The sequence below is a fragment of the Pseudomonas sp. NPDC089396 genome (assembly GCF_044749545.1).
Taxonomy (GTDB): domain Bacteria; phylum Pseudomonadota; class Gammaproteobacteria; order Pseudomonadales; family Pseudomonadaceae; genus Aquipseudomonas.
In genome coordinates this window covers 58,211-78,050 of record NZ_JBIVIC010000008.1, presented here as the reverse complement: position 1 = coordinate 78,050, position 19,840 = coordinate 58,211, and the positions used below count along the sequence as shown (strand labels likewise).

The following is a 19,840-nucleotide window of genomic DNA, read 5'->3' as shown; positions in this document are numbered from 1 at the left end:
CAACTTCGAGTGTTTAGGCTTCCACCTGAGACCACTGTTTGCTGAGGCGCTTGTCGGAAATTGGCATTTTTGTGCCCAACTGTTGGGCGAACAGCGACACCCGATACTCCTCCAGCAACCAGCGGTACAGGGTCAGCTGCTCGTCGCGCTTGCCCTCCTGGGCATGCTTGTCGGCACGCGCCTTGTACTGGGCCCAAAGGTTGCTCAACTCACCGCTCCACACCCGGTCCTTCTGCACCTGGCTGCCGAGTTTTTCCAGGCGCAGTTCCACCGCCTTCAGGTAACGTGGCAACTCCTTGAACCAGGCATTCGGCGTCTCGCGCACGAAGCCCGGATAGACCAGATTGGCCAACTGCTGCTTGATATCGTTAAGGGCCACGGCCTGGCTCAGGTCGATCTTGCCCTTGAAGCGCTTCTGCAGGCCATGCCACAGCTTGAGCACCTCCAAGGTCTGCCGCGCCAGACGCTCGGCATGCTCGGCCCAGCTGCCGCGCTTGCGCTCGGCCAGCCCGGCCAAGGCCGCGCCATCGCGTGGCAGGCTCGCTTCACCGTCGAGGATGCAGGTGTCCAGACTGGCCAGCAGGATGTCTTCCACCAGCGCCTCGACGCGCCCAAGTTCACGGTACAGCAAGCCCAATTCGGTCAGCCCCGGCAGCTTGCCCCGCAGGAACTTGGCAGGTTCCGCCAACTGCTGCAGCAACAGGCGCTGCAAGGCGCGGCGGTGCTGGAACTCGGCTTCGGCCTGGGTCGAGAATCGACCTTCCCGTACGCTGCCGTTCTCTTCCACCAGCGCCGGATACACCGTCATCGACAACCCGGCGATCTTCTGCTGGGCGGTCTGCTTCACCTCGCTGAAGGCCTTGGCCTGCACCGGCTGTTCGGTCTTGTCGTTGCGCGGCACCGCCAACGCTGCCTGGCTGGCGGCGGCAAAGCGCGCGGTCAGCTCGGCCAGGTCGCGGCCCTCGCCGAGGAACTTGCCCTCGCCGTCGACCACTTCGATGTTCATCCGCAAATGGCCTTCGACCAGGCTGATGGACTCTTCCCAGGCCTCGTCGGAGACGCGGGCACCGGTCATGCGCAGCAGTTCCTGGCCCAGCGCCTGGGGCAGCGCGCCTTGGCCGAAGGTCATGCGCGCCAGGGCGGCCTTGACGAAATCCGGCACCGGCACGAAATTCTTGCGCAGGGCCTTGGGCAAGCTGCGCACCAGGGCCACGCACTTGGCCTCCAGGAGGCCCGGCACCAACCACTCTAGGCGCTCGCCCGGCAGGCTCGGCAACAACGGCGCCGGCACCCGCACGGTGACGCCGTCACGTGGGTGACCGGGTTCGAAGTGATACGTCAGGGGCAGGCGCAGTTCGCCCACCTGCAGGCTGTCGGGGTATTGCGCGGCGGTGACTTCACTGGCCTCACGGGCCAACACGTCTTCCTCGCGCATGATCAGCAGGTTGGCGTCCTTCTGGCTGCCCATGCGGTACCAGCTGTCGAAGGTCGCGGTCTGATGGATCTCGGCCGGCAAGCGCGCTTCGTAGAAGCCGTACAGGGTTTCTTCATCGGCCAGGATGTCGCGTCGGCGGGCCTTGGCCTCCAGCTCGTCGAGCGCTTCGAGCAGGCGCTTGTTGGCCGCCAGGCACTTGGCGCGCGACTGGATCTCGCCACCGACCAGGCCCTCGCGGATGAACAACTCACGCGAAGTGACCGGGTCGATCGGGCCGTAATGCACGGGGCGACGGCCGACCAGAATCAGGCCGTACAAGGTGATCTGCTCGTAGGCCACGACCTGCCCGCGCTTTTTCTCCCAGTGCGGCTCGAAGTGGTTCTTCTTCACCAGGTGGCCGGCCAGTGGCTCGATCCAGTCAGGCTCGATCTTGGCCACCATGCGCGCATACAGCTTGGTAGTCTCGACCAGTTCGGCGGCCATCAGCCACTGCGGCCGCTTGCGGCCGATGCCAGACGACGGGTGCACCCAGAAGCGTCGCTGGCGCGCGCCTTGATAGTCGCCTTCTTCGGTCTTTTGGCCGATCTGGCTGAGCAGGCCGCTGAGGATGGCCTTGTGCATCTTCTGGTAGTCGGACGGCTCCTTGTTCACCGCCAGCTGCAGCTCACGGCAGATCAGCGCCAGCTGGCGATGGGCATCGCGCCATTCGCGCAGGCGCAGGTAGTTGAGGAAGTTCTTGCGGCACCAGTTACGCAGTGGGCTGGCCGTCAGTTCCTGGCGTTGTTCCTCGAAACCACGCCACAGGTTGACCAATGCGGCGAAGTCGGAGTCGACATCCTTCCACTGTGCGTGCGCCTGATCAGCCGCCTGCTGGCGCTCCGGCGGGCGCTCGCGCGGGTCTTGCACCGACAGCGCACTGGCGACGATCAGCACTTCCTGCAGGCTGCCCTGGCGGGCGCCTTCGAGCAGCATGCGACCCAGACGCGGGTCGATCGGCAGGCGCGCCAACTGACGGCCGAGTGGGGTCAACTGGTTCTCGCGGTTGACCGCCGACAGCTCCTGCAGCAGGTTGAAACCATCGCTGATGGCCTTGCCATCCGGCGGCTCGATGAACGGGAATGCGTCGATGTCACCCAGGCGCAGGTGCAGCATCTGCAGGATCACCGCCGCCAGGTTGGTGCGCAGGATCTCAGGGTCGGTGAACGCCGGCCGGCCGTTGAAATCCTCTTCGCTGTACAGGCGGATGCAGATGCCCGGTTCGACCCGGCCGCAGCGGCCTTTACGCTGGTTGGCGCTGGCCTGGGACACGGCCTCGATCGGCAGGCGCTGGACCTTGGCGCGGTAGCTGTAGCGGCTGATGCGCGCAGTGCCGGTGTCGATCACGTAGCGGATGCCGGGCACGGTCAGCGAGGTTTCCGCGACGTTGGTCGACAGCACCACGCGGCGCCCGGTGTGCGTCTGGAAAATGCGCTGCTGCTCGGCCGGTGACAGGCGGGCATACAGCGGCAGGATTTCGGTATGACGCAGTTGCGCCTTGCGCAGGATCTCGGCGGCATCGCGAATTTCACGCTCGCCCGGCAGGAACACCAGCACATCGCCCGGCCCCTTGCCCACACTGCGTTCGTGATGGGCGATCTCGTCGAGGGTGGCGAGGATCGCCTGGTCGACGGTGAGGTCGTCCTCGACCTGGTTGCCCTCTTCGTCCTGCTCGCTGGTCAGCGGGCGATACCAGGTGTCGACCGGGTAGGTACGACCGGACACCTCGATGATCGGCGCGCCATCGAAGTGCTTGGAGAAGCGCTCCAGGTCGATGGTCGCCGAGGTAATGATCAGCTTCAGGTCTGGCCGACGGTGCAGCAGGGTCTTGAGATAGCCGAGGAGGAAATCGATGTTCAGGCTGCGCTCGTGCGCTTCGTCGACGATGATCGTGTCGTAGCGTTCGAGGAAGCGGTCATGCTGGGTCTCGGCCAGCAGGATGCCGTCGGTCATCAGCTTGACCAGGGTATTGGCGTCGCTCTGGTCTTCGAAACGAACCTGGTAACCGACCAGCCCGCCGAGCGGTGTGCCCAGTTCTTCGGCCACCCGCGCTGCCACGCTGCGCGCGGCGATTCGGCGTGGCTGGGTGTGGGCGATCAGGCCATGGCTGCCACGGCCCAGCTCCAGGCAGATCTTGGGCAGCTGGGTGGTCTTGCCCGAGCCGGTTTCGCCGGCGATCACCAACACCTGGTTTTCTGCCAGTGCCTTCTTGATTTCGTCGCGCTTGGCGGCAATCGGCAGGCTGTCGTCGTAGCGAATGTGCGGCACGCTTTGCTGGCGCGCAGTGACCTGGGCGCAGGATGCCTGAACCTTCTCCACCCACTGGGCAAGCTTGGCCTCGTCGGGGCGCTTGCGCAGTTCATGGATCTGCCGACGCAGACGATGACGGTCGGCGATCATGGCGTGGTCGAGGTTTTGCAGCAGTTTGTCGATGGCGTGGTCAGTCATGGGGCTTTTTAGTGATGCAGGTGGGCCTGCTTTTTCATGATCGGCATTCGATGGGTGCGCGATTGTCGCAGATTTGTCGGTTATTTGCTGACTGTACCGGCCTTATCGCCGGCAAGCCGGCTCCCACAGGGGCCGGCACTGGCCTGCTCTTTGTGGGAGCCGGCTTGCCGGCGATAGGGCCAGTGGCAACATCGCGAATGTTTAGCCAAGTCCGATCTGAAGGTTGCCATTCACTGCTTTAATCAACCTTGAGCCGCATGTGAGTATCAAAGGCATGACCCCCGCACCGACCATCGCCCCGCCGCAGTCCCGCCCTTCGCTACCGAAGGCCAGGACCTGCGCCGGCGAAAATCCGCTGGTCCATGTGATCCTCGCCTTCTGGGCCCTGTGGCACTGCCGCCACGCCCGCCCACCGGATACTTCGCTCTCGCCTCTCTGAACATACCCGGCCGCCCCTCGGCCGATTGACTCAGCCGGACCGCAGCCAAGCGGCGGTCCTGTGTGCCCACGAGCGAATCCATCATGCACTTTGCACCCGTAGAGCAAGCCAGCCGTTTTCTCGCCGACAACCCGGACATCGAGCTGTTCGAACTGTTCATCCTCGACGCCAACGGCGTACCCCGCGGCAAGCTGCTGCACCGCGAGGAACTGCTGGCGGTGTACCAGAGCGGCCGCCCGCTGCCCAGCACCATCCTGGGCCTGACCCTGAACGGCGATGACGTGGAGAACTCCGGCCTGGTCTGGGACGTCGGTGATATCGACTGCCGCGCCTACCCCCTGGACGGGAGCCTGGTGCGCCTGCCCTGGCGCCGTGTGCCGACCGCCGCCGTGCAGGTCAGCATGCACCCCAGCGAAGGCCTGCCGGCCAGCGTCGCCGATCCGCGCCATGTGCTGCTGCGCACCGTCGAAGCCCTGAAGGCCGATGGCTACCACCCGGTGATGGCCTGCGAGCTGGAGTTCTACCTGCTCGACCAGAAGCGCGATGCCCAGGGCCGCCCGCAACCGGCCCTGGACAACGACGGCGGCCGCCCGCGCAGCACACAGGTCTATGGCCTGCGTGAGCTGGAGCAGATCGAGCCGTTCCTCGCCGACCTCTACGCAGCCTGCAAGGCCCAAGGCATCCCGGCCCGCACGGCGATTTCCGAATACGCCCCGGGCCAGGTGGAAATCACCCTGGAGCATGGCGATGCACTGGAGGCCATGGACCAGGCCGTGCGCTACAAGCGCCTGGTCAAAGGCGTGGCCCATGCCCATGGCATGCAAGCCTGTTTCATGGCCAAGCCCTTCGCCCAACTGGCCGGCACCGGCATGCACATGCACCTGAGCCTGGCCGACAGCGCCGGCAACAACCTGTTCGCCAGCGAGGACAAGGCCGGCACCCCGCTGCTGCGCCAGGCGGTGGCGGGCATGCTGCGCCACCTGCGCGACTCGCTGCTGCTGTTCTGCCCCAACGCCAACTCGTTCCGCCGCTTCCAGGCCAACAGCTACGCGCCGCTGGCGCCGACCTGGGGCGTCGACAACCGCACCGTCAGCCTGCGCGTGCCCGGCGGGCCGGCCAACAGCCGCCATGTGGAGCACCGCATCTGCGGCGCCGATGCCAACCCTTACCTGGCAGCGGCAGCGATCCTCGCCGCCAGCCATCGCGGCATCCGCGAGCAGCTCGACCCGGGCGCCCCCGTCGAAGGCAACGGCTACGCCCAGGCCACCGAGCACCTGCCCACCGACTGGCTGACCGCCCTCGACGCGCTGGAGCGCTCGGAGTGGGCCCGGGAAGCGCTCGGCGAAGCCTTCCTTGGCGTGTACCTGAAGGTCAAGCGTGCCGAATACCGCCAGTTCATGGCCGAAGTCAGCGAACAGGACTGGCGCTGGTACCTGCACCAGGCCTGAGCCCTACCCTATTCAGAACAAGGAATACCCATGAACGCAGCAGTGAACAACGGCCCGGCCCAGCGCGCGCCGTCCTATTACAGCGCCTCGCTCAACGACCACACCGAGTACCCACAACTCAAGGGTATGGTGCAGGTCGACGTGGCCATCATCGGCGGCGGCTTCACCGGCGTGGCCACCGCCGTCGAGCTGGCCGAGCGCGGCCTCAAGGTAGCGGTGGTGGAAACCAACCGTATCGGCTGGGGCGCGAGCGGGCGTAACGGCGGGCAGGTCACCGGCAGCCTGTCGGGCGACGAGGCCATGCGCACGCAGATGCGCCAGCGGTTGGGCAGCGATGTCGACGACTTCATCTGGCACCTGCGCTGGCGCGGGCATCAGATCATCGAGCAGCGGGTCGAGCGCTATGGCATCGACTGCGACCTCAAGCGTGGCCACCTGCACGCGGCAATGAAGCCTGCCCATATGGACGAGTTGCGCGGTTTCCAGGCCGAGGCCCAGCGCCGCGGCATGGGTGAGCAGGTGCAACTGCTCGACCGCACTGCCGTCGCCGATCATCTGCAGAGCCCGTTGTACCTGGGTGCGCTGAAGAACCTGCGCAACCTGCACCTGCACCCGCTCAACCTGTGCCTCGGCGAGGCTCGCGCCGCCCACAGCCTGGGTGCGCTGATCTTCGAGAATTCCGAGGTGCTGGACATCGTCCACGGCCCGCGCCCAGCGGTGGTCACTGCCCAGGGCCGGATCGAGGCACGCCAGGTCATGCTGGCTGGCGACGTCTACCACAAGCTGGAAAAACGTCAGCTCAAGGGCAAGATCTTCCCGGCCATGGGCGGCATCGTCACCACGGCGCCGCTAGGTGAACTGGCCGAGCAGATCAACCCGCAGGACCTGGCGGTGTACGACTGCCGCTTCGTCCTCGATTACTACCGCCTGACGGCGGACAAACGCCTGCTGTTCGGCGGTGGCGCCAATTATTCGGGCAAGGATTCGCGTGATATCGAAGGCGAACTGCGTCCGTGCATCGAGCGCACCTTCCCGGCGCTCAAGGGTGTGCCGATCGAGTTCCAGTGGAGCTGCGCGATGGGCATCGTGGTCAACCGCATTCCGCAGTTGGGCAAGCTCTCGGACAATGTCTGGTATTGCCAGGGCTACTCCGGGCATGGCATCGCCACCAGCCATATCATGGGCGAAATCATGGCCGAGGCACTGACCGGGACGCTGGAGAAGTTCGATACCTTTGCGGCGTGCAAGCACATCAAGGTGCCGATGGGGGATCTGCTGGGGAATCCGCTATTGGCGGCGGGGATGTGGTACTACCAGATGCTGGAAAAACTGCGCTGATTCTTTAGGCCCTATCGCCGGCAGGCCGGCTCCCACAGGTGCGGCACAGTCCCTGAAAACTGTGCAGTAGCTGTGGGAGCCGGCTTGCCGGCGATGAGGCCAGCGAAGACGATCAGGCGATCTTCTTCAGCCCCTGCTTCTTCAACTCTTCATCACGCAGTTCGCGACGCAGGATCTTGCCCACGTTGGTGGTCGGCAAGGCATCACGGAACTCGATGAAACGCGGCACTTTGTAACCGGTGACGTTGGCACGCATGTGCTCCATCACCTGCTCCTTGGTCACGGTCATGCCTGGCTTGACCACGATGAACACCTTGATCACCTCACCCGACTTCTCGTCCGGCACGCCGATCGCGGCGCACTGCAGCACACCCGGCAAGCCCGCAAGCACGTCTTCCAGCTCGTTGGGGTACACGTTGAAGCCCGAGACCAGGATCATGTCCTTCTTGCGGTCGACGATGCGCATGTAGCCGTCAGGCTGGATCAGGGCGATGTCACCGGTCTTCAGCCAACCTTCGGCGTCGAGGATCTCGGCGGTGGCATCTTCACGCTGCCAGTAGCCCTTCATCACCTGCGGGCCTTTTACGCACAGCTCTCCCGTTTCGCCCAACGGCAGTTCATTGCCGCTGTCGTCGATGATCTTGCACAGGGTCGACGGCACGGGGATACCAATGGTACCCACCTGGTTGGCCTCGGCCGGGTTGACCGCCGCCACCGGGCTGGTCTCGGTCATGCCGTAGCCTTCGCAGATGGCGCAACCGGTGACCGTCTTCCAGCGTTCGGCCACGCTCAACTGCAAGGCCATGCCACCGGACAAGGTGATTTTCAGTGCCGAGAAGTCCAGCGCGCGGAACGCCTCGTTGTTGCACAGGGCAACGAACAAGGTGTTGAGGCCGACGAAGCCGCTGAACTTCCATTTGCTCAGTTCCTTGACCATCGCGGGCAAGTCGCGCGGGTTGCTGATCAGCACGTTGTGGTTGCCGATCAGCATCATTGCCATGCAATGGAAGGTAAAGGCGTAGATGTGGTAAAGCGGCAACGGGGTGATCAGGATCTCGCAGCCTTCGTGCAGGTTCGCACCCATCAGCGCACGGCACTGCAACATGTTGGCCACGAGGTTGCGGTGGGTCAGCATCGCGCCCTTGGCAACGCCGGTGGTACCACCGGTGTACTGCAGCACCGCCACGTCGTTGGCCTGCGGGTTGGCTTCGCTGACCGGCTGACCTTTACCCAGCGCCAGGGCGTCGTTGAATCGCACGGCACGCGGCAGGTTGTAGGCCGGTACCATCTTCTTCACGTACTTGATGACGCTGTTGATCAGCAGGCGCTTGAGCGGCGGCAGCAGGTCGGCCACTTCGGTGACGATGACGTGCTTGACCTGGGTCTTGGGCACCACCTTCTCGGCCAGGTGGGCCATGTTGGCCAGACACACCAGGGCTTTGGCACCGGAGTCGTTGAACTGGTGTTCCATCTCCCGTGCGGTGTACAGCGGGTTGGTGTTGACCACGATGAGCCCGGCGCGCATGGCGCCGAATACCGCTACCGGGTACTGCAGGACATTGGGCAGCTGCACGGCAATGCGATCACCCGGCTTGAGGTCGGTGTGCTGCTGCAGCCAGGCGGCAAAGGCGCCCGACAGCGCGTACAACTCGCCGTAGGTGATAGTCTTGCCCAGGTTGCTAAAGGCCGGTTTGTCGGCAAAGCGTTGGCAGGATTGCTTCAATACCGCCTGGATATTGGGGAATTCGTCAGGATTGATTTCCGCCGTAATCCCGGCTGGGTATTTATCCTTCCAAAAATGTTCGATCATGGAAGCCCACTCCTTCAGCAACAGCGAAGTTCGATTCACGCGTCGATGCGCTTATTATTGATATGTGATGGCGGTTCATTGCAAACCGAATCATCTGAAAGCGCGCCGAGAGTAACAGCTTTGCTTGGGGTCGCCTAGAGGCCAAATCTGGCCTTTACGGTCACAAAAATGACTCAATGAACGATACAAGTCATTTTTAGAGTATTTATCCAAAATGTCGCGAAATGGCTGGGATTTCTGGTCAGGAGTGGCATTTTAGAGCGGCTGAGACCGCATCGCCGGCAAGCCGGCTCCCACAGGTACAGCACAGCATGTGGGAGCCGGCTTGCCGGCGATGGAGCCGCCGCAAAATCAGGCGATGTCGCGCAACTCGCGCCGCAGGATCTTGCCCACCGGCGTCATCGGCAACGATTCACGCAGCACAATGTGCTTGGGCACCTTGTACCCCGTGAAGTTGGCCTTGCAGTAGGCCTTGAGCTCATCCAGGCTGAGGCCGCCCTCGCGCGCCACCACGAACAGCTTCACCGCCTCCCCGGAACGCTCGTCCGGCACCCCGATGGCCGCGCAGTTGGCCACTTGCGGGTGGCCCATGATCACATCCTCAATCTCGTTGGGGTACACGTTGAAGCCCGAGACGATGATCATGTCCTTCTTGCGGTCGACGATGCGGGTGAAGCCGTCCGGGTCGATCACCGCGATGTCGCCGGTCTTGAACCAGCCTTCAGGGTCCAGCGCCTGGGCGGTGGCTTCGGGTTGCTGCCAATACCCCTTCATCACTTGCGGCCCCTGGATGCACAGCTCGCCCCGCTCACCCACCGGCAACTCGTTGCCCTCGTCGTCGATGACCTTGAACGCAGTACCCGCCACAGGCATGCCCACGGTGCCCAGGCGCGCCAGCTGACCATAGGGGTTGGTGCTGGCCACGGGCGAGGTTTCGGTCAGGCCATAGCCTTCGACGATGCGGCAGCCAGTGAGGCTCTCCCAGCGCTCGGCAGTGGCCTTGACCAGCGCCGTACCACCCGAGTTGGTGACCTTGAGCGCAGAGAAATCCAGCTGACGGAAACCGGGATGATCCATCAAGGCAACGAACAAGGTGTTCAGGCCCAGCAACCCGGAGAAACGCCATTTGCCGAGTTCCTTGATGAAGCCGGGAATATCGCGCGGGTTGGTGATCAGTACGTTGTGGTTGCCGGTGACCATCATGCACATGCAGTTCGCGGTAAAGGCATAGATGTGGTACAGCGGCAGCGGCGCGATCATCACCTCCTGGCCTTCCTTGATCATCTTCTGCCCGTCCGGGCCGTGCTGGGAGAAGCAGGCCAGCACCTGGAGCATGTTCGCCACCAGGTTGCCGTGGCTGAGCATGGCCCCCTTGGCCAGCCCGGTGGTGCCGCCGGTGTATTGCAGTACGGCGATGTCGTCTAGGGTCAAGGGTACCGGCTTGTGCACCAGGCCGCGGCCCTCGCGCAGTACCTGCTTGAACGAAACCGCCTGTGGCAGGTGGTAGGCCGGGACCATTTTCTTCACCTTGTCGACCACGGTGTCGATCAGCCAGCCCTTGGCCGTGGGCAACAGGTCGCCCATCTTCGCCTCGATCAAGTACTCGATGCCGGTATCCGGCAGTACCTCCTGCACGCGCTTGCCGAACATGTTCAGGTACACCAGCGCGCGGGCACCGGAATCCTTGAACTGATGGCGCATCTCGCGCTCGGTATACAGCGGATTGGTGTTGACCACGATCAGCCCGGCACGCAAGGCACCGAACACCGCGATGGGGTATTGCAGGACGTTGGGCATCTGCACCGCGATGCGGTCGCCCGGTACCAGGTCGGTATGCTGTTGCAGCCAGGCGGCGAAGGCCGCGGAATGGCGCTCGAGCTCGGCATAGGTCAGGGTCACGCCAAGGTTGCTGAACGCCGGGCGGTCGGCGAAGCGCTTGCAGGAGCGCTCGAACACCTCGACGACCGAGGTGTATGCATGGATGTCGATGGTGGAAGGTACGCCCGCCGGGCGCTTGTCATTCCAGAAGTCGGCTTGCATTTATTGTTGTTCCTCTGCCTTGACCTGCATGATCCCTTGCCTCGTTTGCCTGATGGCAAAAAGGCGTTGAACCGACGTTAGCAGGTAAGCCCAAGGTGGCATATACGCCAAGTGCCGCCATTAACATTGTGAATCTTATTTGTGGCCTTCCTGCAATCCGGGCGGTTGTGCATACACTGTGCTCGTACCCCTGCGCAAAGGATTCGCCATGCCCCATGACGCCTTCTGGCTGCCCGCCAGCGAGCATTGCAGCCTGTACGTGCATCAATGGCTGCCCGCCACGCCGGTCAAGGCGGTGGTGCTGCTGGCGCACGGCATGGCCGAGCATGCCGGCCGCTACCAGCGTCTGGGACATGCCCTCAGCGAGGCCGGCTACGCGCTACTGGCACCCGACCTGCGCGGCCACGGCCGCACCGCCGAGCTCGGCAACCTTGGCCTGTTCGCCCGGAAGCATGGCTGGAATGCCGTGGTCAACGACCTCGCTTTGCTGGCCCAGCACATCGGCCAGCAGTTTCCCTGCACGCCGCTGTTCCTGTTCGGCCACAGCATGGGCAGCTACATCGCCCAGGCCTACCTGATGCACCACAGTGGCAGCCTGCATGGGGCGGTGCTCAGTGGCTCCAACCTGCAACCGCCGGCGCTGTACCGGGCGGCGCGCCTGATTGCCCGCCTGGAAACCTTACGCCAGGGGCCATTGGGCAAAAGTGCCTTGATCGACTGGCTGTCGTTCGGCTCGTTCAACAAAACCTTCAAGCCCAATCGCACGACTTTCGACTGGCTAAGCCGCGATCCTGTCGAAGTCGACAAGTACGTCGAAGACCCGCTGTGCGGCTTTCGCTGCAGCAACCAGCTGTGGCTCGATCTGCTGCAGGGCCTGGCGCAGATCAGCCAGGCCAGGAACCTGGCGCAGATCGACCCGAACCTGCCGTTGCTGGTAATTGGCGGCGAATGTGATCCGGTGAGTGCCGGCAAGCGTCTCACTCATCTGGCCGACGCCCTGCGCGCGACCGGCAATCGACATGTACAGCTGCGCGTCTATCCTGAGGCGCGGCACGAAGTGCTGAATGAACTCAACAAAGACGAGGTCACCGCCGATATCCTCGCTTGGCTGGAGCAGGCGCTGGCCCTTGGCCGCCCTGCCCGCAGTGAATGATGGCGGCCTCGTCCTTTCATCAAGGAAACGCCAATGACCCAGGTCACCAACACGCCTTACGAAGCTCTTGAAGTGGGCCAGACGGCCAGTTACGAGAAGTCCGTGGAAGAACGCGACATCCAGCTGTTCGCCGCCATGTCCGGTGACCACAACCCGGTGCACCTGGATGCCGAGTTCGCCGCCAAGAGCATGTTCCGCGAGCGCATTGCCCATGGCATGTTCAGCGGTGCGCTGATCAGCGCCGCCGTCGCCTGCACCTTGCCCGGCCCTGGCACCATCTACCTGGGCCAGAAGATGAGCTTCCAGAAGCCAGTGAAGATCGGCGACACGCTGACCGTGCGCCTGGAAATCCTCGAGAAGCTGCCCAAGTTCAAGGTGCGCATCGCCACCAACGTGTACAACCAGAACGATGAACTGGTGGTCGAGGGCGAGGCCGAGATCCTGGCGCCGCGCAAGCAGCAGACCGTCGAGCTGGTGTCGCCGCCGAATTTTGTTGCCAGCTGATTGATTCCGTCAGTACCGGCCCTATCGCCGCGGTTCGTCGCCACGACAAGCCGGCTCCCACAGGTACCCCACTGCATTTGAGTGCTGCGCAATACCTGTGGGAGCCGGCTTGCCGGCGATAGGGCCGGTACAGGCAACTCACCCCAACGCCTGTAACCGCTGTTCGATATGCCGCCGCTCCGGCGCCTGCCGGGTCAACTCCAGCGCCCGCCGCCAGGCCGCCCTGGCCTCTTCGACATTGCCCAGTTGCTGGTGCAGCTCGGCCCGCGCCGCATGCGCCAGGTGATACTCACGCAAGTCCCCAGCCCGCAGAATCGCCTCGACCTCACGCAACCCCACCTGCGGCCCATCCCGCTGGGCCAGTGCCACGGCCCGATTAAGCGCCACCACGGGTGAAGGCCAATGCTGCTGCAGCACATCGTAAAGCCCGACGATTTCCACCCAGTCCGTTTCATCGGCGCTCGGTGCCTCGGCATGCACTGCAGCGATCGCCGCCTGCACGGTATAGGCCCCGAACGCTCTGCTGCGCAACGCCAACCGCACCAGCTCGCAACCTTCGCTGATCTGTTCGCGGTCCCAAAGGCTGCGGTCCTGCTGGTCGAGCAGCACCAGGTTGCCCTCGGCATCACTACGCGCCCGCTGCCGCGATGCCTGCAACAGCATCAGCGCCAGCAGGCCGACGGCCTCCGGGTCCGGCAACAGCTGCACCAGCAAACGTCCGAGGCGAATCGCCTCATCGCTCAGCGCCTGTTGCAGCACCTCCTCGCCAGAAGACGCCGAGTACCCCTCGTTGAACACCAGATAGATCACTCGCAACACACTCTCCAGCCGCTCCGGCAGCTCGTGCAGCTCCGGCACCTGGTATGGAATGCACGCATCGCGGATCTTGGCCTTGGCACGCACGATGCGTTGGGCGATGGTCGCCGGGCTCTGCAGAAACGCCCGGGCAATCTGCTCGGTGGTCAGGTCGCAGACTTCACGCAGGGTCAACGGCACCTGGGCATCGGCGGCCAGGGCCGGGTGGCAGCAAGTGAAGATCAGCCGCAGGCGGTCGTCGGCGAGCAACTCCTCCTCGCTGGGGTCTTGGCCTTGGCCCTCGATGAGCATGATCAGGTCTGCCTGGGAGCGGTCGAACCGTGCGCGCCGGCGCAGCGCGTCGATGGCCTTGAAGCGGCCGGCCGACACCAGCCAGGCGCGCGGATTGTCCGGGATGCCATCGCGCTGCCAACGCTCCACGGCAATGAAGAAGGCATCGTGCAGGGCCTCCTCGGCCAGGTCGAAATCGCCCAGCAAACGGATCAGCGTCGCGAGAATGCGCCGCGAGTCGCGGCGGTACACCGCCTCGACTTCAGCACCCACCGCGCTCACCTGGGCCATCAGTCCGGCATCCGCTGGGTCACGACCTCCACCAGGCGGTCCAGGCTTTCTCCCCAGCCTTGGTAGAAGCCCATTTCTTCATGGGCACGGCTGTCGGCAGCGCTCCAGTGCCAGGCGCGGGCGGTGTAACGGGTCTTGCCCTGTTCCTCGTCAAAGGTGATGACCGCCGTCATGAAGGCTTTGTCCGAAGGCACCCAGCCCGGGCCGAACGCGTCGGTGAATACCAGCCGACGTGGGGCGGCGATTTCCAGGAACACGCCCTGGGTGGGGTACTCGGTGCCATCTGGCGCGCGCATCAAGGTACGCAAGAGGCCGCCGACCCACAGCTGCATCTCGCATTCCGGGGTCGTCATGCCATGCGGCCCCCACCACTGCATCAGCCATTCGGGCTCGGTCCAGGCACGGAACACCTTGGCCGGCGGCGCATCGATGAGGCGGCTGATGGACAATTCGTGCTGCGCTTGCGCAGGCTGGGCAAGGCTCATGCTGGTTGTTCTCCGTGGCTGTCAGGGCTGCAATTCGCGCACTGGCCGTACTTCAACGCTGCCGACCCGCGCAGCGGGGATGCCCTTGGCGATGTTGAGCGCCTCGTTGAGATCGCGGGCATCGACCAGGTAAAAGCCCGCCAATTGTTCTTTGGTTTCCGCGAACGGACCATCGGTCAGGCTCATGCGCCCTGCGCGCATGCGCACCGTGGTGGCGGTCTGCACAGGCTTGAGCGCCTCCGCTGCGAGCATGCGCCCGGAGCCGTGCAGCGCTTCGGCGTAGGCCATGCATTCGGCATCTTCCGGGCTGTCGGGCAGGCTGTGCAGCAGCCCTTCGTCACAATAGACCAGGCACAGGTATTTCATGGTCGTCTCCAGGGCATCGGCAAAGTGCGTTTGGCGATAGCGGCTCAGGGCTTGAGATCGAACAGTGCTTTCTGGGTTTCCATGTCGAACGGTGCCGACCAGTGTTCGTGGATCACCTGCCACTGGCCGCCTGCCTTGCGATAGCCCACGGTGGCGCGCATGAAGCCGCACTGGCTTTCATCGTCTGAGGGGCCACAGCGGTTGAGCCAGTGAGCCAGGCCCAGGTCGCCATCGGCATGCACGGTGAGCTCGGCCAGTTCGAAGACCATGGGGCCGGTGCAAAGGCCCATGCACATTTCCCAATGCGCCTGGTACACGGCCTTGCCCTTGAATTGCAGTTCCTTGATGGCATCGAAGGCGACGATATCGTCGGCATAGGGGGCGACGATGTTCGGGATGTCACGGTCGCGCACGGCCTGCATCCAACGATCGATCAGTTGGCGGATTTCGGATTCGGCTTGGGAGTTCATCGGGTTGTCTCCGAAGTAGTGAGTGGCCACGGCGTTTGCGGGGGCCTTCAACACTGGTCGAACGGAGGAGCGAAAAATCGACATGAAGGGCGTGGCGGTCGATGGGCGGTGATGCGCGAAGTGTTCGCCATGCCATTTTCAGGGGTTCAAGATCCAGCGCCGCGCGGGCGGCGCTCGATCTGGAGGGCGCCAAAGCGCTAAAACCGTGCCCCTCGCACCCACAACACGATCACTGCTTACACCACCGGGCTGACCAGGATAAATTCACGGTAGCCCGAAACGATGACATACACCGCGAAGTAGCAAAAAATCGCCGCCGACAGCAGGTACGACCAGGTCAGCAGCCGATCACCCAGCAAGCGCCCCCCGTGGCTGGCAATGCCGCACAGGCTCATGCACCACACCAGCCCGGCAGCGAAGAAGCCGCCAAGAAACAATCCCGCATCCAGCAAACTGCCGCCGCCGGAGCGGGAAATCAGTACGCCACCTACCGCAGCGAACCATAGAATGGCGCTGGGCGACGACATGGCCAGGAAGATACCGCGCAAGAACTCGCGCCATCCCGACTCCACCACCACCTCTGCTCGCGCCTCCATATGCCCACCGCGCCAGGCAGCCATCAGCATCTTCAGTGCGAACCAGACCAGTAACGCCGAGCCACCCAGCCACAACGTCCAGCGCACGCTTTCGAACTGCAACAGCACGGTCATGCCGGCAAGCGCCGCAATCGCGTAGACCAGGTCACCGACACAGGTGCCCAGGCCGAGCCAGAACCCTTGCAGGAAGCCACGCTGCATGGCCAGGGTGATCATCGCGATGTTGGCGATACCGATATCGAGGCACAGGGACAGGCTGAGGAGAAAACCGTTGGAAAATGGCATTGAGTACTCGGTGGCTGACCAATTTAGGCGCGGTAGAGCCTGCCACGAGTGAACCGGGGATTGGAAGCGAGGTGTTCGGTCAGGCGAAAGCCGCCTGCTCGAACACCTCATCCGCCCACTGGTTCAAGCTCTTGCCGGCAGCACGAGCGGCAATGCTGGCAGCTGCATGCACCTCCGGCCGGATACGCAGCATGACCTTGCCCGATGCGGGCTTTTCAGGGGTGATGCCTTGTTCGGCGCAGTCGGCCAGATAATCCTCCAACGCTTCACGGAAGGCTTCATGCAGCTCGGGGACGGAGCTTGCGTGAAAGCTGATGATGTCGCGCATGCCAAGCACGCGGCCGACGAAAATATCGTCACGCTCATCGTATTCGATTCGGGCGGCATAGCCCTTGTAGCGCATGCAACTCATAGGCTGACTCCTGCCCGCAACAAGAATTCGCGGGCTTCTTCAATCTGATACCGCCTGGCTTCCTTGCCTGGATGGGGGCGATGACATCTCCAGCACTGGCCGCCAAGCATCAGCTTGACCCTGGACCCTTGCCGCTCCAGCACCTCGCCGCCGAGGTGAAGCACCAGCGCTTCGATCTCGGATAAGGCCAATGACGACGTGGTTGGCGTCCGGTGGATGGCATCGAAAATCTTTCGGTATCGAGTGTTCATGGAAAAATGCTATCAAAATAAGATAGCACTTTTTCCTCAATATTCATTCAGGATTTTTCGTCCCCCGCTAGCACCTGCGCATAGCGTGCACGGTCCACGTTGGCCCCGCTCAGCACCACCGCCACCCGTTTGCCCCGTTGGCTTTCGCGCTCTTGCATCAATGCCGCCAGTGCCGCCGCCCCGGCACCTTCGGCGGTGTTGTGGGTGGCCTCGTGGTAGAGCCTCATGGCCTCGGCGATTTCGCCGTCGGTGACCCGCACGATCCGCGCAGCATGCTGGCGGACCAGGGCAAACGCATCAGGGTGTGGCACCCGGCAGGCCATGCCATCGGCGAAGGTCTCGGCGCTGCGGGTGGTGACGATGCGCCCTTGCTCGAAACTTTGCGCGTAGGCATCGGCCGCACTGGAAACCACCCCTACGATCTCGGTCTTCAACCCCAGCAGGTTGCGCGCCTGGATCAGCCCGCAGATGCCCGATCCCATGCCGATCGGCACGTAGACGCAGTCCAGCGCCTGCACGGCTTCGAACAGCTCCAAGGCATAGGTGGCCACGCCACGCACCAGTTCCGGGTGGAACGAGGGGACCATGTCATAGCCCAGGGCCTCGGCCAGTCGGGCAGCCTCCTCGCGGGCCACATCGAAGTCCACGCCGTGCTCGACCAACTCGGCGCCGAGGGCGCGCATGGCGGCGTTCTTCTCTTTCGAATTGCCTTCGGGCACCACGATCACCAGCGGCACACCCGCCTGGCGCGCGGCCAGGGCCATGCTCTGGCCGTGGTTGCCACGGGTGGCGGTGACCAGCCCGCGGGGCGGCTCGCCAGCGGCCAGCAGCGAGCGCACGTAGACCAGGCCGCCCCGTACCTTGAACGCCCCGGTGGGCGCGTGGTTCTCGTGCTTGACCCAGACCTCGCAGCCCAGCTGCTCGGCCAGCAACGGCCAACGGTACTGCGCGGTAGCGGGAACATGCTGGTGGACGTAGGCGGCGGCTTCACGCAGGGCGGCAAGGTCGAACATGGCGGTCATCCTTTATCGGTACGAGGTTGAACCGATCCTAGGCGCCGGGCATTGTATGGGTAAATCCTTATATTGCATGGGCGGCAATTTCATGTGGATGCCTCAACTGGCCGACGATGGCCAGCCCCGCTACCTGGCACTGGTCGACGCCATCGCCAGCGCCATCGAAGCCGGCACGCTCAAGGTCGGTGAGCGCCTGCCGCCCCAGCGCCGCCTGGCCTGGAAGCTCGGGCTCAACCCCAGCACCACCCAGCAGGCCTACCGCGAAGCGGCCGCCCGACACCTGGTGGCGGGCGAAGTCGGGCGCGGCACCTATGTATTGGCGGGCAGCCGAGAGGCCACGCTATTTCGCCTCAAGCAGCACGACAGCCCGGGCGCTTTGATCGACCTGTCGACCAACGTGCCGGTAGCCGACCCTGCCAACCGGGACCTGCAGACAAGCCTTCAGGCCTTGCTGGCTCAAGGTCAGACGCAGCTGCTCGATCATTACCTTGGTCCGCAGCAACTGTTGCTGGGCCGCCTTCAGGGTGCTCGCTGGCTGAGCAATCGCGGCCTGGCCCTGTCGGCGGAGCAGTTGCTACCTTGCGGCGGCGCCCAGCAGGCCCTGACTCTGTTGCTGCAGTCGTTCTGCCAGGCCGGTGAGCCGGTGCTGCTCGAAGCCCTGACCGCGCCCGGCATCAAGGCCGCGTGCCGGCAACTGCGCCTGCCGGTACACGGGGTCGCACTCGATGCCCAGGGCCTGCTGCCGCAGGAGCTGGACCGGGTTGCCCGGGCCAGTGGCGCACGGGTGCTGGTGACGACCCCTGCCCTGCACAATCCCACCGGTGCCTGCATGGGCGACGCACGCCGCCAGGCCATCGCCGAGGTGGTCAGGCGCCTGGGACTGCGGGTGATCGAGGATGATGTGTACGGCGCACTCAGCGACCACGCCCCGCTTTATCCGCTGCTGGGCGACCACGGCATTCTGATCAGCAGCCTGTCCAAGACCGTGGCCGCCGGGTTGCGCCTGGGGTGGATCGTGGCCAGCCCGGGCCTGCTGGAGCAGGTCGATCCGCATGCGGGTGCCAGCCATTGGCCAGTGTCGCCACTGAACCTGCACATCGCCTGCCAGTGGATCGAAGACGGCACGGCGGCGCGGCGGTTGGCCTGGCAGCGCCGGGAGGTGGCCGTGCGCTGGCGCCTGGCGCGCCAGTTGCTGGGGGATGCGTTGCACAACGCCAGCGAGCCCTCACCGCATGTGTGGGTGGCGGCTTCGCGGGGAGCTGACAGGGTGGTGGCGCAGTGCCGGGCGCAAGGCGTGGAGGTGGTGCCGGCGAGTGTCTTCGCGATTGGCGCGAGCGAGGTACAGGCGGTGCGTATCAGCTTGTCGGCGGCGACAAGCCGGGCCGGGCTGAAGCGAGGGTTGGAGGTGGTGCGACAGGTGTTGGCAGGGGGGCAAACTGCCTGAAGCAGTCATTGGAAACAGCGCTGCCCCCTGTGGGAGCCGGCTTGCCGGCGATAGGGCCAGAACAGGCTACTCAAGACGAAAGTCTTCTGCCTGCTCCGGCCTCATCGCCGGCAAGCCGGCTCCCACAGGGATTTGCGTCAGCTTTGGGATTTGCGCATCAACCTTGCTGGCAGCCCTCGCCCATGGCCCGGTACTGAATGGTGTGCACTTGGCCTTGATGGTCTTCATAGGTCATGGTCGCAGGCACCACTTCGCAGACATTGGGGATCGTCGACAGGTTGATCACCCGTTTGATGTCCAGGTTCATGGAGTAGTCGTACTGTTGGGCCACAGGCTCGGTGGAGACAGGCTTGGCCTCATCCGCCAGGGCGAACGAAGACATACCGACCAGTGCAAGAATCAGTAATGGTTTCATGGTGTTTGGCCTTCAAAGCAATCAAGCTGATCGATTGACTTCATATGCCGTCAATGGCGCGGAGAAGTTGTC

17 protein-coding genes are annotated in these 19,840 nt (G+C 64.0%); 5 read left to right on the top strand and 12 right to left on the bottom strand.

Annotated features, from left to right (window positions below; translation table 11 throughout):
- Positions 1-13: 13 nt before the first annotated feature.
- The gene (hrpA, locus tag ACIPZB_RS16595; protein ID WP_400641643.1) at positions 14-3,919 is read right to left on the bottom strand and encodes an ATP-dependent RNA helicase HrpA; all 3,906 of its coding nucleotides are present in this window, start codon (positions 3,917-3,919) and stop codon (positions 14-16) included.
- A gap of 522 nt (positions 3,920-4,441) precedes the next feature.
- Here hrpA and ACIPZB_RS16590 point away from each other — a divergent pair.
- Both ACIPZB_RS16590 and ACIPZB_RS16585 read left to right on the top strand, forming a co-directional pair.
- Positions 4,442-5,806 carry a glutamine synthetase family protein gene (locus ACIPZB_RS16590; protein ID WP_400641641.1) on the top strand — a complete coding sequence of 455 codons (1,365 nt, stop codon included), beginning with the start codon at positions 4,442-4,444 and terminating at the stop codon, positions 5,804-5,806.
- A 30-nt stretch (positions 5,807-5,836) separates the two neighbouring features.
- Complete coding sequence (locus tag ACIPZB_RS16585) at positions 5,837-7,144, top strand: NAD(P)/FAD-dependent oxidoreductase (RefSeq protein WP_400641639.1); 1,308 nt, start codon at positions 5,837-5,839, stop codon at positions 7,142-7,144.
- A gap of 112 nt (positions 7,145-7,256) precedes the next feature.
- On the opposite strand, the gene fadD1 is transcribed toward ACIPZB_RS16585, so the two are convergent.
- Both fadD1 and fadD2 read right to left on the bottom strand, forming a co-directional pair.
- Positions 7,257-8,954 (bottom strand): long-chain-fatty-acid--CoA ligase FadD1, encoded by a 1,698-nt coding sequence (fadD1, locus tag ACIPZB_RS16580; RefSeq protein WP_008097998.1) that lies wholly within the window; start codon positions 8,952-8,954, stop codon positions 7,257-7,259.
- Positions 8,955-9,305: 351 nt separating this feature from the next.
- Positions 9,306-10,994: a long-chain-fatty-acid--CoA ligase FadD2 gene (gene fadD2 / locus ACIPZB_RS16575; RefSeq protein WP_400641637.1), complete on the bottom strand. Its 1,689-nt coding sequence runs from the start codon at positions 10,992-10,994 to the stop codon at positions 9,306-9,308.
- A 208-nt stretch (positions 10,995-11,202) separates the two neighbouring features.
- On the opposite strand from fadD2, the gene ACIPZB_RS16570 reads away from it, so the two are divergent.
- Both ACIPZB_RS16570 and ACIPZB_RS16565 read left to right on the top strand, forming a co-directional pair.
- Entirely contained in the window at positions 11,203-12,147 is a 945-nt protein-coding gene (locus ACIPZB_RS16570; RefSeq protein WP_400641636.1) for a lysophospholipase, read from the top strand.
- A gap of 33 nt (positions 12,148-12,180) precedes the next feature.
- Positions 12,181-12,651 (top strand): MaoC family dehydratase, encoded by a 471-nt coding sequence (locus tag ACIPZB_RS16565; protein WP_008098003.1) that lies wholly within the window; start codon positions 12,181-12,183, stop codon positions 12,649-12,651.
- A 138-nt stretch (positions 12,652-12,789) separates the two neighbouring features.
- Here the strand turns inward: ACIPZB_RS16565 and ACIPZB_RS16560 are convergent, their stop codons facing one another.
- From ACIPZB_RS16560 to ACIPZB_RS16525, 8 genes are all read right to left on the bottom strand, one after another.
- Entirely contained in the window at positions 12,790-14,028 is a 1,239-nt protein-coding gene (locus ACIPZB_RS16560; protein WP_400641634.1) for an RNA polymerase sigma factor, read from the bottom strand.
- On the bottom strand, positions 14,028-14,513 hold the full coding sequence (locus tag ACIPZB_RS16555; protein WP_008098806.1) for an SRPBCC family protein: 486 nt from the start codon (positions 14,511-14,513) through the stop codon (positions 14,028-14,030). Before ACIPZB_RS16555 ends, ACIPZB_RS16560 begins: the two co-directional genes overlap by 1 nt.
- Before the next feature lie 21 nt (positions 14,514-14,534).
- Positions 14,535-14,879 (bottom strand): YciI family protein, encoded by a 345-nt coding sequence (locus ACIPZB_RS16550; protein ID WP_008098803.1) that lies wholly within the window; start codon positions 14,877-14,879, stop codon positions 14,535-14,537.
- Positions 14,880-14,923: 44 nt separating this feature from the next.
- Positions 14,924-15,349 carry a YybH family protein gene (locus ACIPZB_RS16545; RefSeq protein WP_400641631.1) on the bottom strand — a complete coding sequence of 142 codons (426 nt, stop codon included), beginning with the start codon at positions 15,347-15,349 and terminating at the stop codon, positions 14,924-14,926.
- A gap of 236 nt (positions 15,350-15,585) precedes the next feature.
- Positions 15,586-16,230, bottom strand: coding sequence for a LysE family translocator (locus ACIPZB_RS16540; RefSeq protein ID WP_400641629.1), 645 nt, complete (start codon positions 16,228-16,230; stop codon positions 15,586-15,588).
- Positions 16,231-16,309: 79 nt separating this feature from the next.
- The gene (locus ACIPZB_RS16535) at positions 16,310-16,642 is read right to left on the bottom strand and encodes a type II toxin-antitoxin system HicB family antitoxin (RefSeq protein ID WP_008098794.1); all 333 of its coding nucleotides are present in this window, start codon (positions 16,640-16,642) and stop codon (positions 16,310-16,312) included.
- A complete protein-coding gene (locus tag ACIPZB_RS16530) occupies positions 16,639-16,893 on the bottom strand; it encodes a type II toxin-antitoxin system HicA family toxin (RefSeq protein WP_400641627.1) in 255 nt (84 codons plus the stop codon). Before ACIPZB_RS16530 ends, ACIPZB_RS16535 begins: the two co-directional genes overlap by 4 nt.
- A 47-nt stretch (positions 16,894-16,940) precedes the next feature.
- Positions 16,941-17,906: a threonine dehydratase gene (locus tag ACIPZB_RS16525; protein WP_400641625.1), complete on the bottom strand. Its 966-nt coding sequence runs from the start codon at positions 17,904-17,906 to the stop codon at positions 16,941-16,943.
- Between the two features lie 91 nt (positions 17,907-17,997).
- Here ACIPZB_RS16525 and ACIPZB_RS16520 point away from each other — a divergent pair, with 91 nt between their 5' ends.
- Complete coding sequence (locus ACIPZB_RS16520) at positions 17,998-19,353, top strand: PLP-dependent aminotransferase family protein (protein ID WP_400641871.1); 1,356 nt, start codon at positions 17,998-18,000, stop codon at positions 19,351-19,353.
- Positions 19,354-19,510: 157 nt separating this feature from the next.
- Here the strand turns inward: ACIPZB_RS16520 and ACIPZB_RS16515 are convergent, their stop codons facing one another.
- Positions 19,511-19,768, bottom strand: a complete 258-nt coding sequence (locus ACIPZB_RS16515; protein ID WP_008098787.1) for a DUF2790 domain-containing protein — start codon at positions 19,766-19,768, stop codon at positions 19,511-19,513.
- Positions 19,769-19,840: the final 72 nt, after the last annotated feature.

Excerpts from the sequence above, each read along its gene's own strand:
- ACIPZB_RS16530 (WP_400641627.1), bottom strand. The coding sequence starts at position 16,893 with ATGAACACTCGATACCGAAAGATTTTCGATGCCATCCACCGGACGCCA.
- ACIPZB_RS16545 (WP_400641631.1), bottom strand. The coding sequence starts at position 15,349 with ATGAACTCCCAAGCCGAATCCGAAATCCGCCAACTGATCGATCGTTGG.
- ACIPZB_RS16515 (WP_008098787.1), bottom strand. The coding sequence starts at position 19,768 with ATGAAACCATTACTGATTCTTGCACTGGTCGGTATGTCTTCGTTCGCC.
- ACIPZB_RS16585 (WP_400641639.1), top strand. The coding sequence starts at position 5,837 with ATGAACGCAGCAGTGAACAACGGCCCGGCCCAGCGCGCGCCGTCCTAT.
- ACIPZB_RS16550 (WP_008098803.1), bottom strand. The coding sequence starts at position 14,879 with ATGAAATACCTGTGCCTGGTCTATTGTGACGAAGGGCTGCTGCACAGC.
- ACIPZB_RS16570 (WP_400641636.1), top strand. The coding sequence starts at position 11,203 with ATGCCCCATGACGCCTTCTGGCTGCCCGCCAGCGAGCATTGCAGCCTG.
- ACIPZB_RS16555 (WP_008098806.1), bottom strand. The coding sequence starts at position 14,513 with ATGAGCCTTGCCCAGCCTGCGCAAGCGCAGCACGAATTGTCCATCAGC.
- hrpA (WP_400641643.1), bottom strand. The coding sequence starts at position 3,919 with ATGACTGACCACGCCATCGACAAACTGCTGCAAAACCTCGACCACGCC.
- ACIPZB_RS16590 (WP_400641641.1), top strand. The coding sequence starts at position 4,442 with ATGCACTTTGCACCCGTAGAGCAAGCCAGCCGTTTTCTCGCCGACAAC.
- ACIPZB_RS16565 (WP_008098003.1), top strand. The coding sequence starts at position 12,181 with ATGACCCAGGTCACCAACACGCCTTACGAAGCTCTTGAAGTGGGCCAG.
- ACIPZB_RS16520 (WP_400641871.1), top strand. The coding sequence starts at position 17,998 with ATGTGGATGCCTCAACTGGCCGACGATGGCCAGCCCCGCTACCTGGCA.
- ACIPZB_RS16525 (WP_400641625.1), bottom strand. The coding sequence starts at position 17,906 with ATGTTCGACCTTGCCGCCCTGCGTGAAGCCGCCGCCTACGTCCACCAG.
- fadD2 (WP_400641637.1), bottom strand. The coding sequence starts at position 10,994 with ATGCAAGCCGACTTCTGGAATGACAAGCGCCCGGCGGGCGTACCTTCC.
- ACIPZB_RS16560 (WP_400641634.1), bottom strand. The coding sequence starts at position 14,028 with ATGGCCCAGGTGAGCGCGGTGGGTGCTGAAGTCGAGGCGGTGTACCGC.
- ACIPZB_RS16535 (WP_008098794.1), bottom strand. The coding sequence starts at position 16,642 with ATGAGTTGCATGCGCTACAAGGGCTATGCCGCCCGAATCGAATACGAT.
- ACIPZB_RS16540 (WP_400641629.1), bottom strand. The coding sequence starts at position 16,230 with ATGCCATTTTCCAACGGTTTTCTCCTCAGCCTGTCCCTGTGCCTCGAT.
- fadD1 (WP_008097998.1), bottom strand. The coding sequence starts at position 8,954 with ATGATCGAACATTTTTGGAAGGATAAATACCCAGCCGGGATTACGGCG.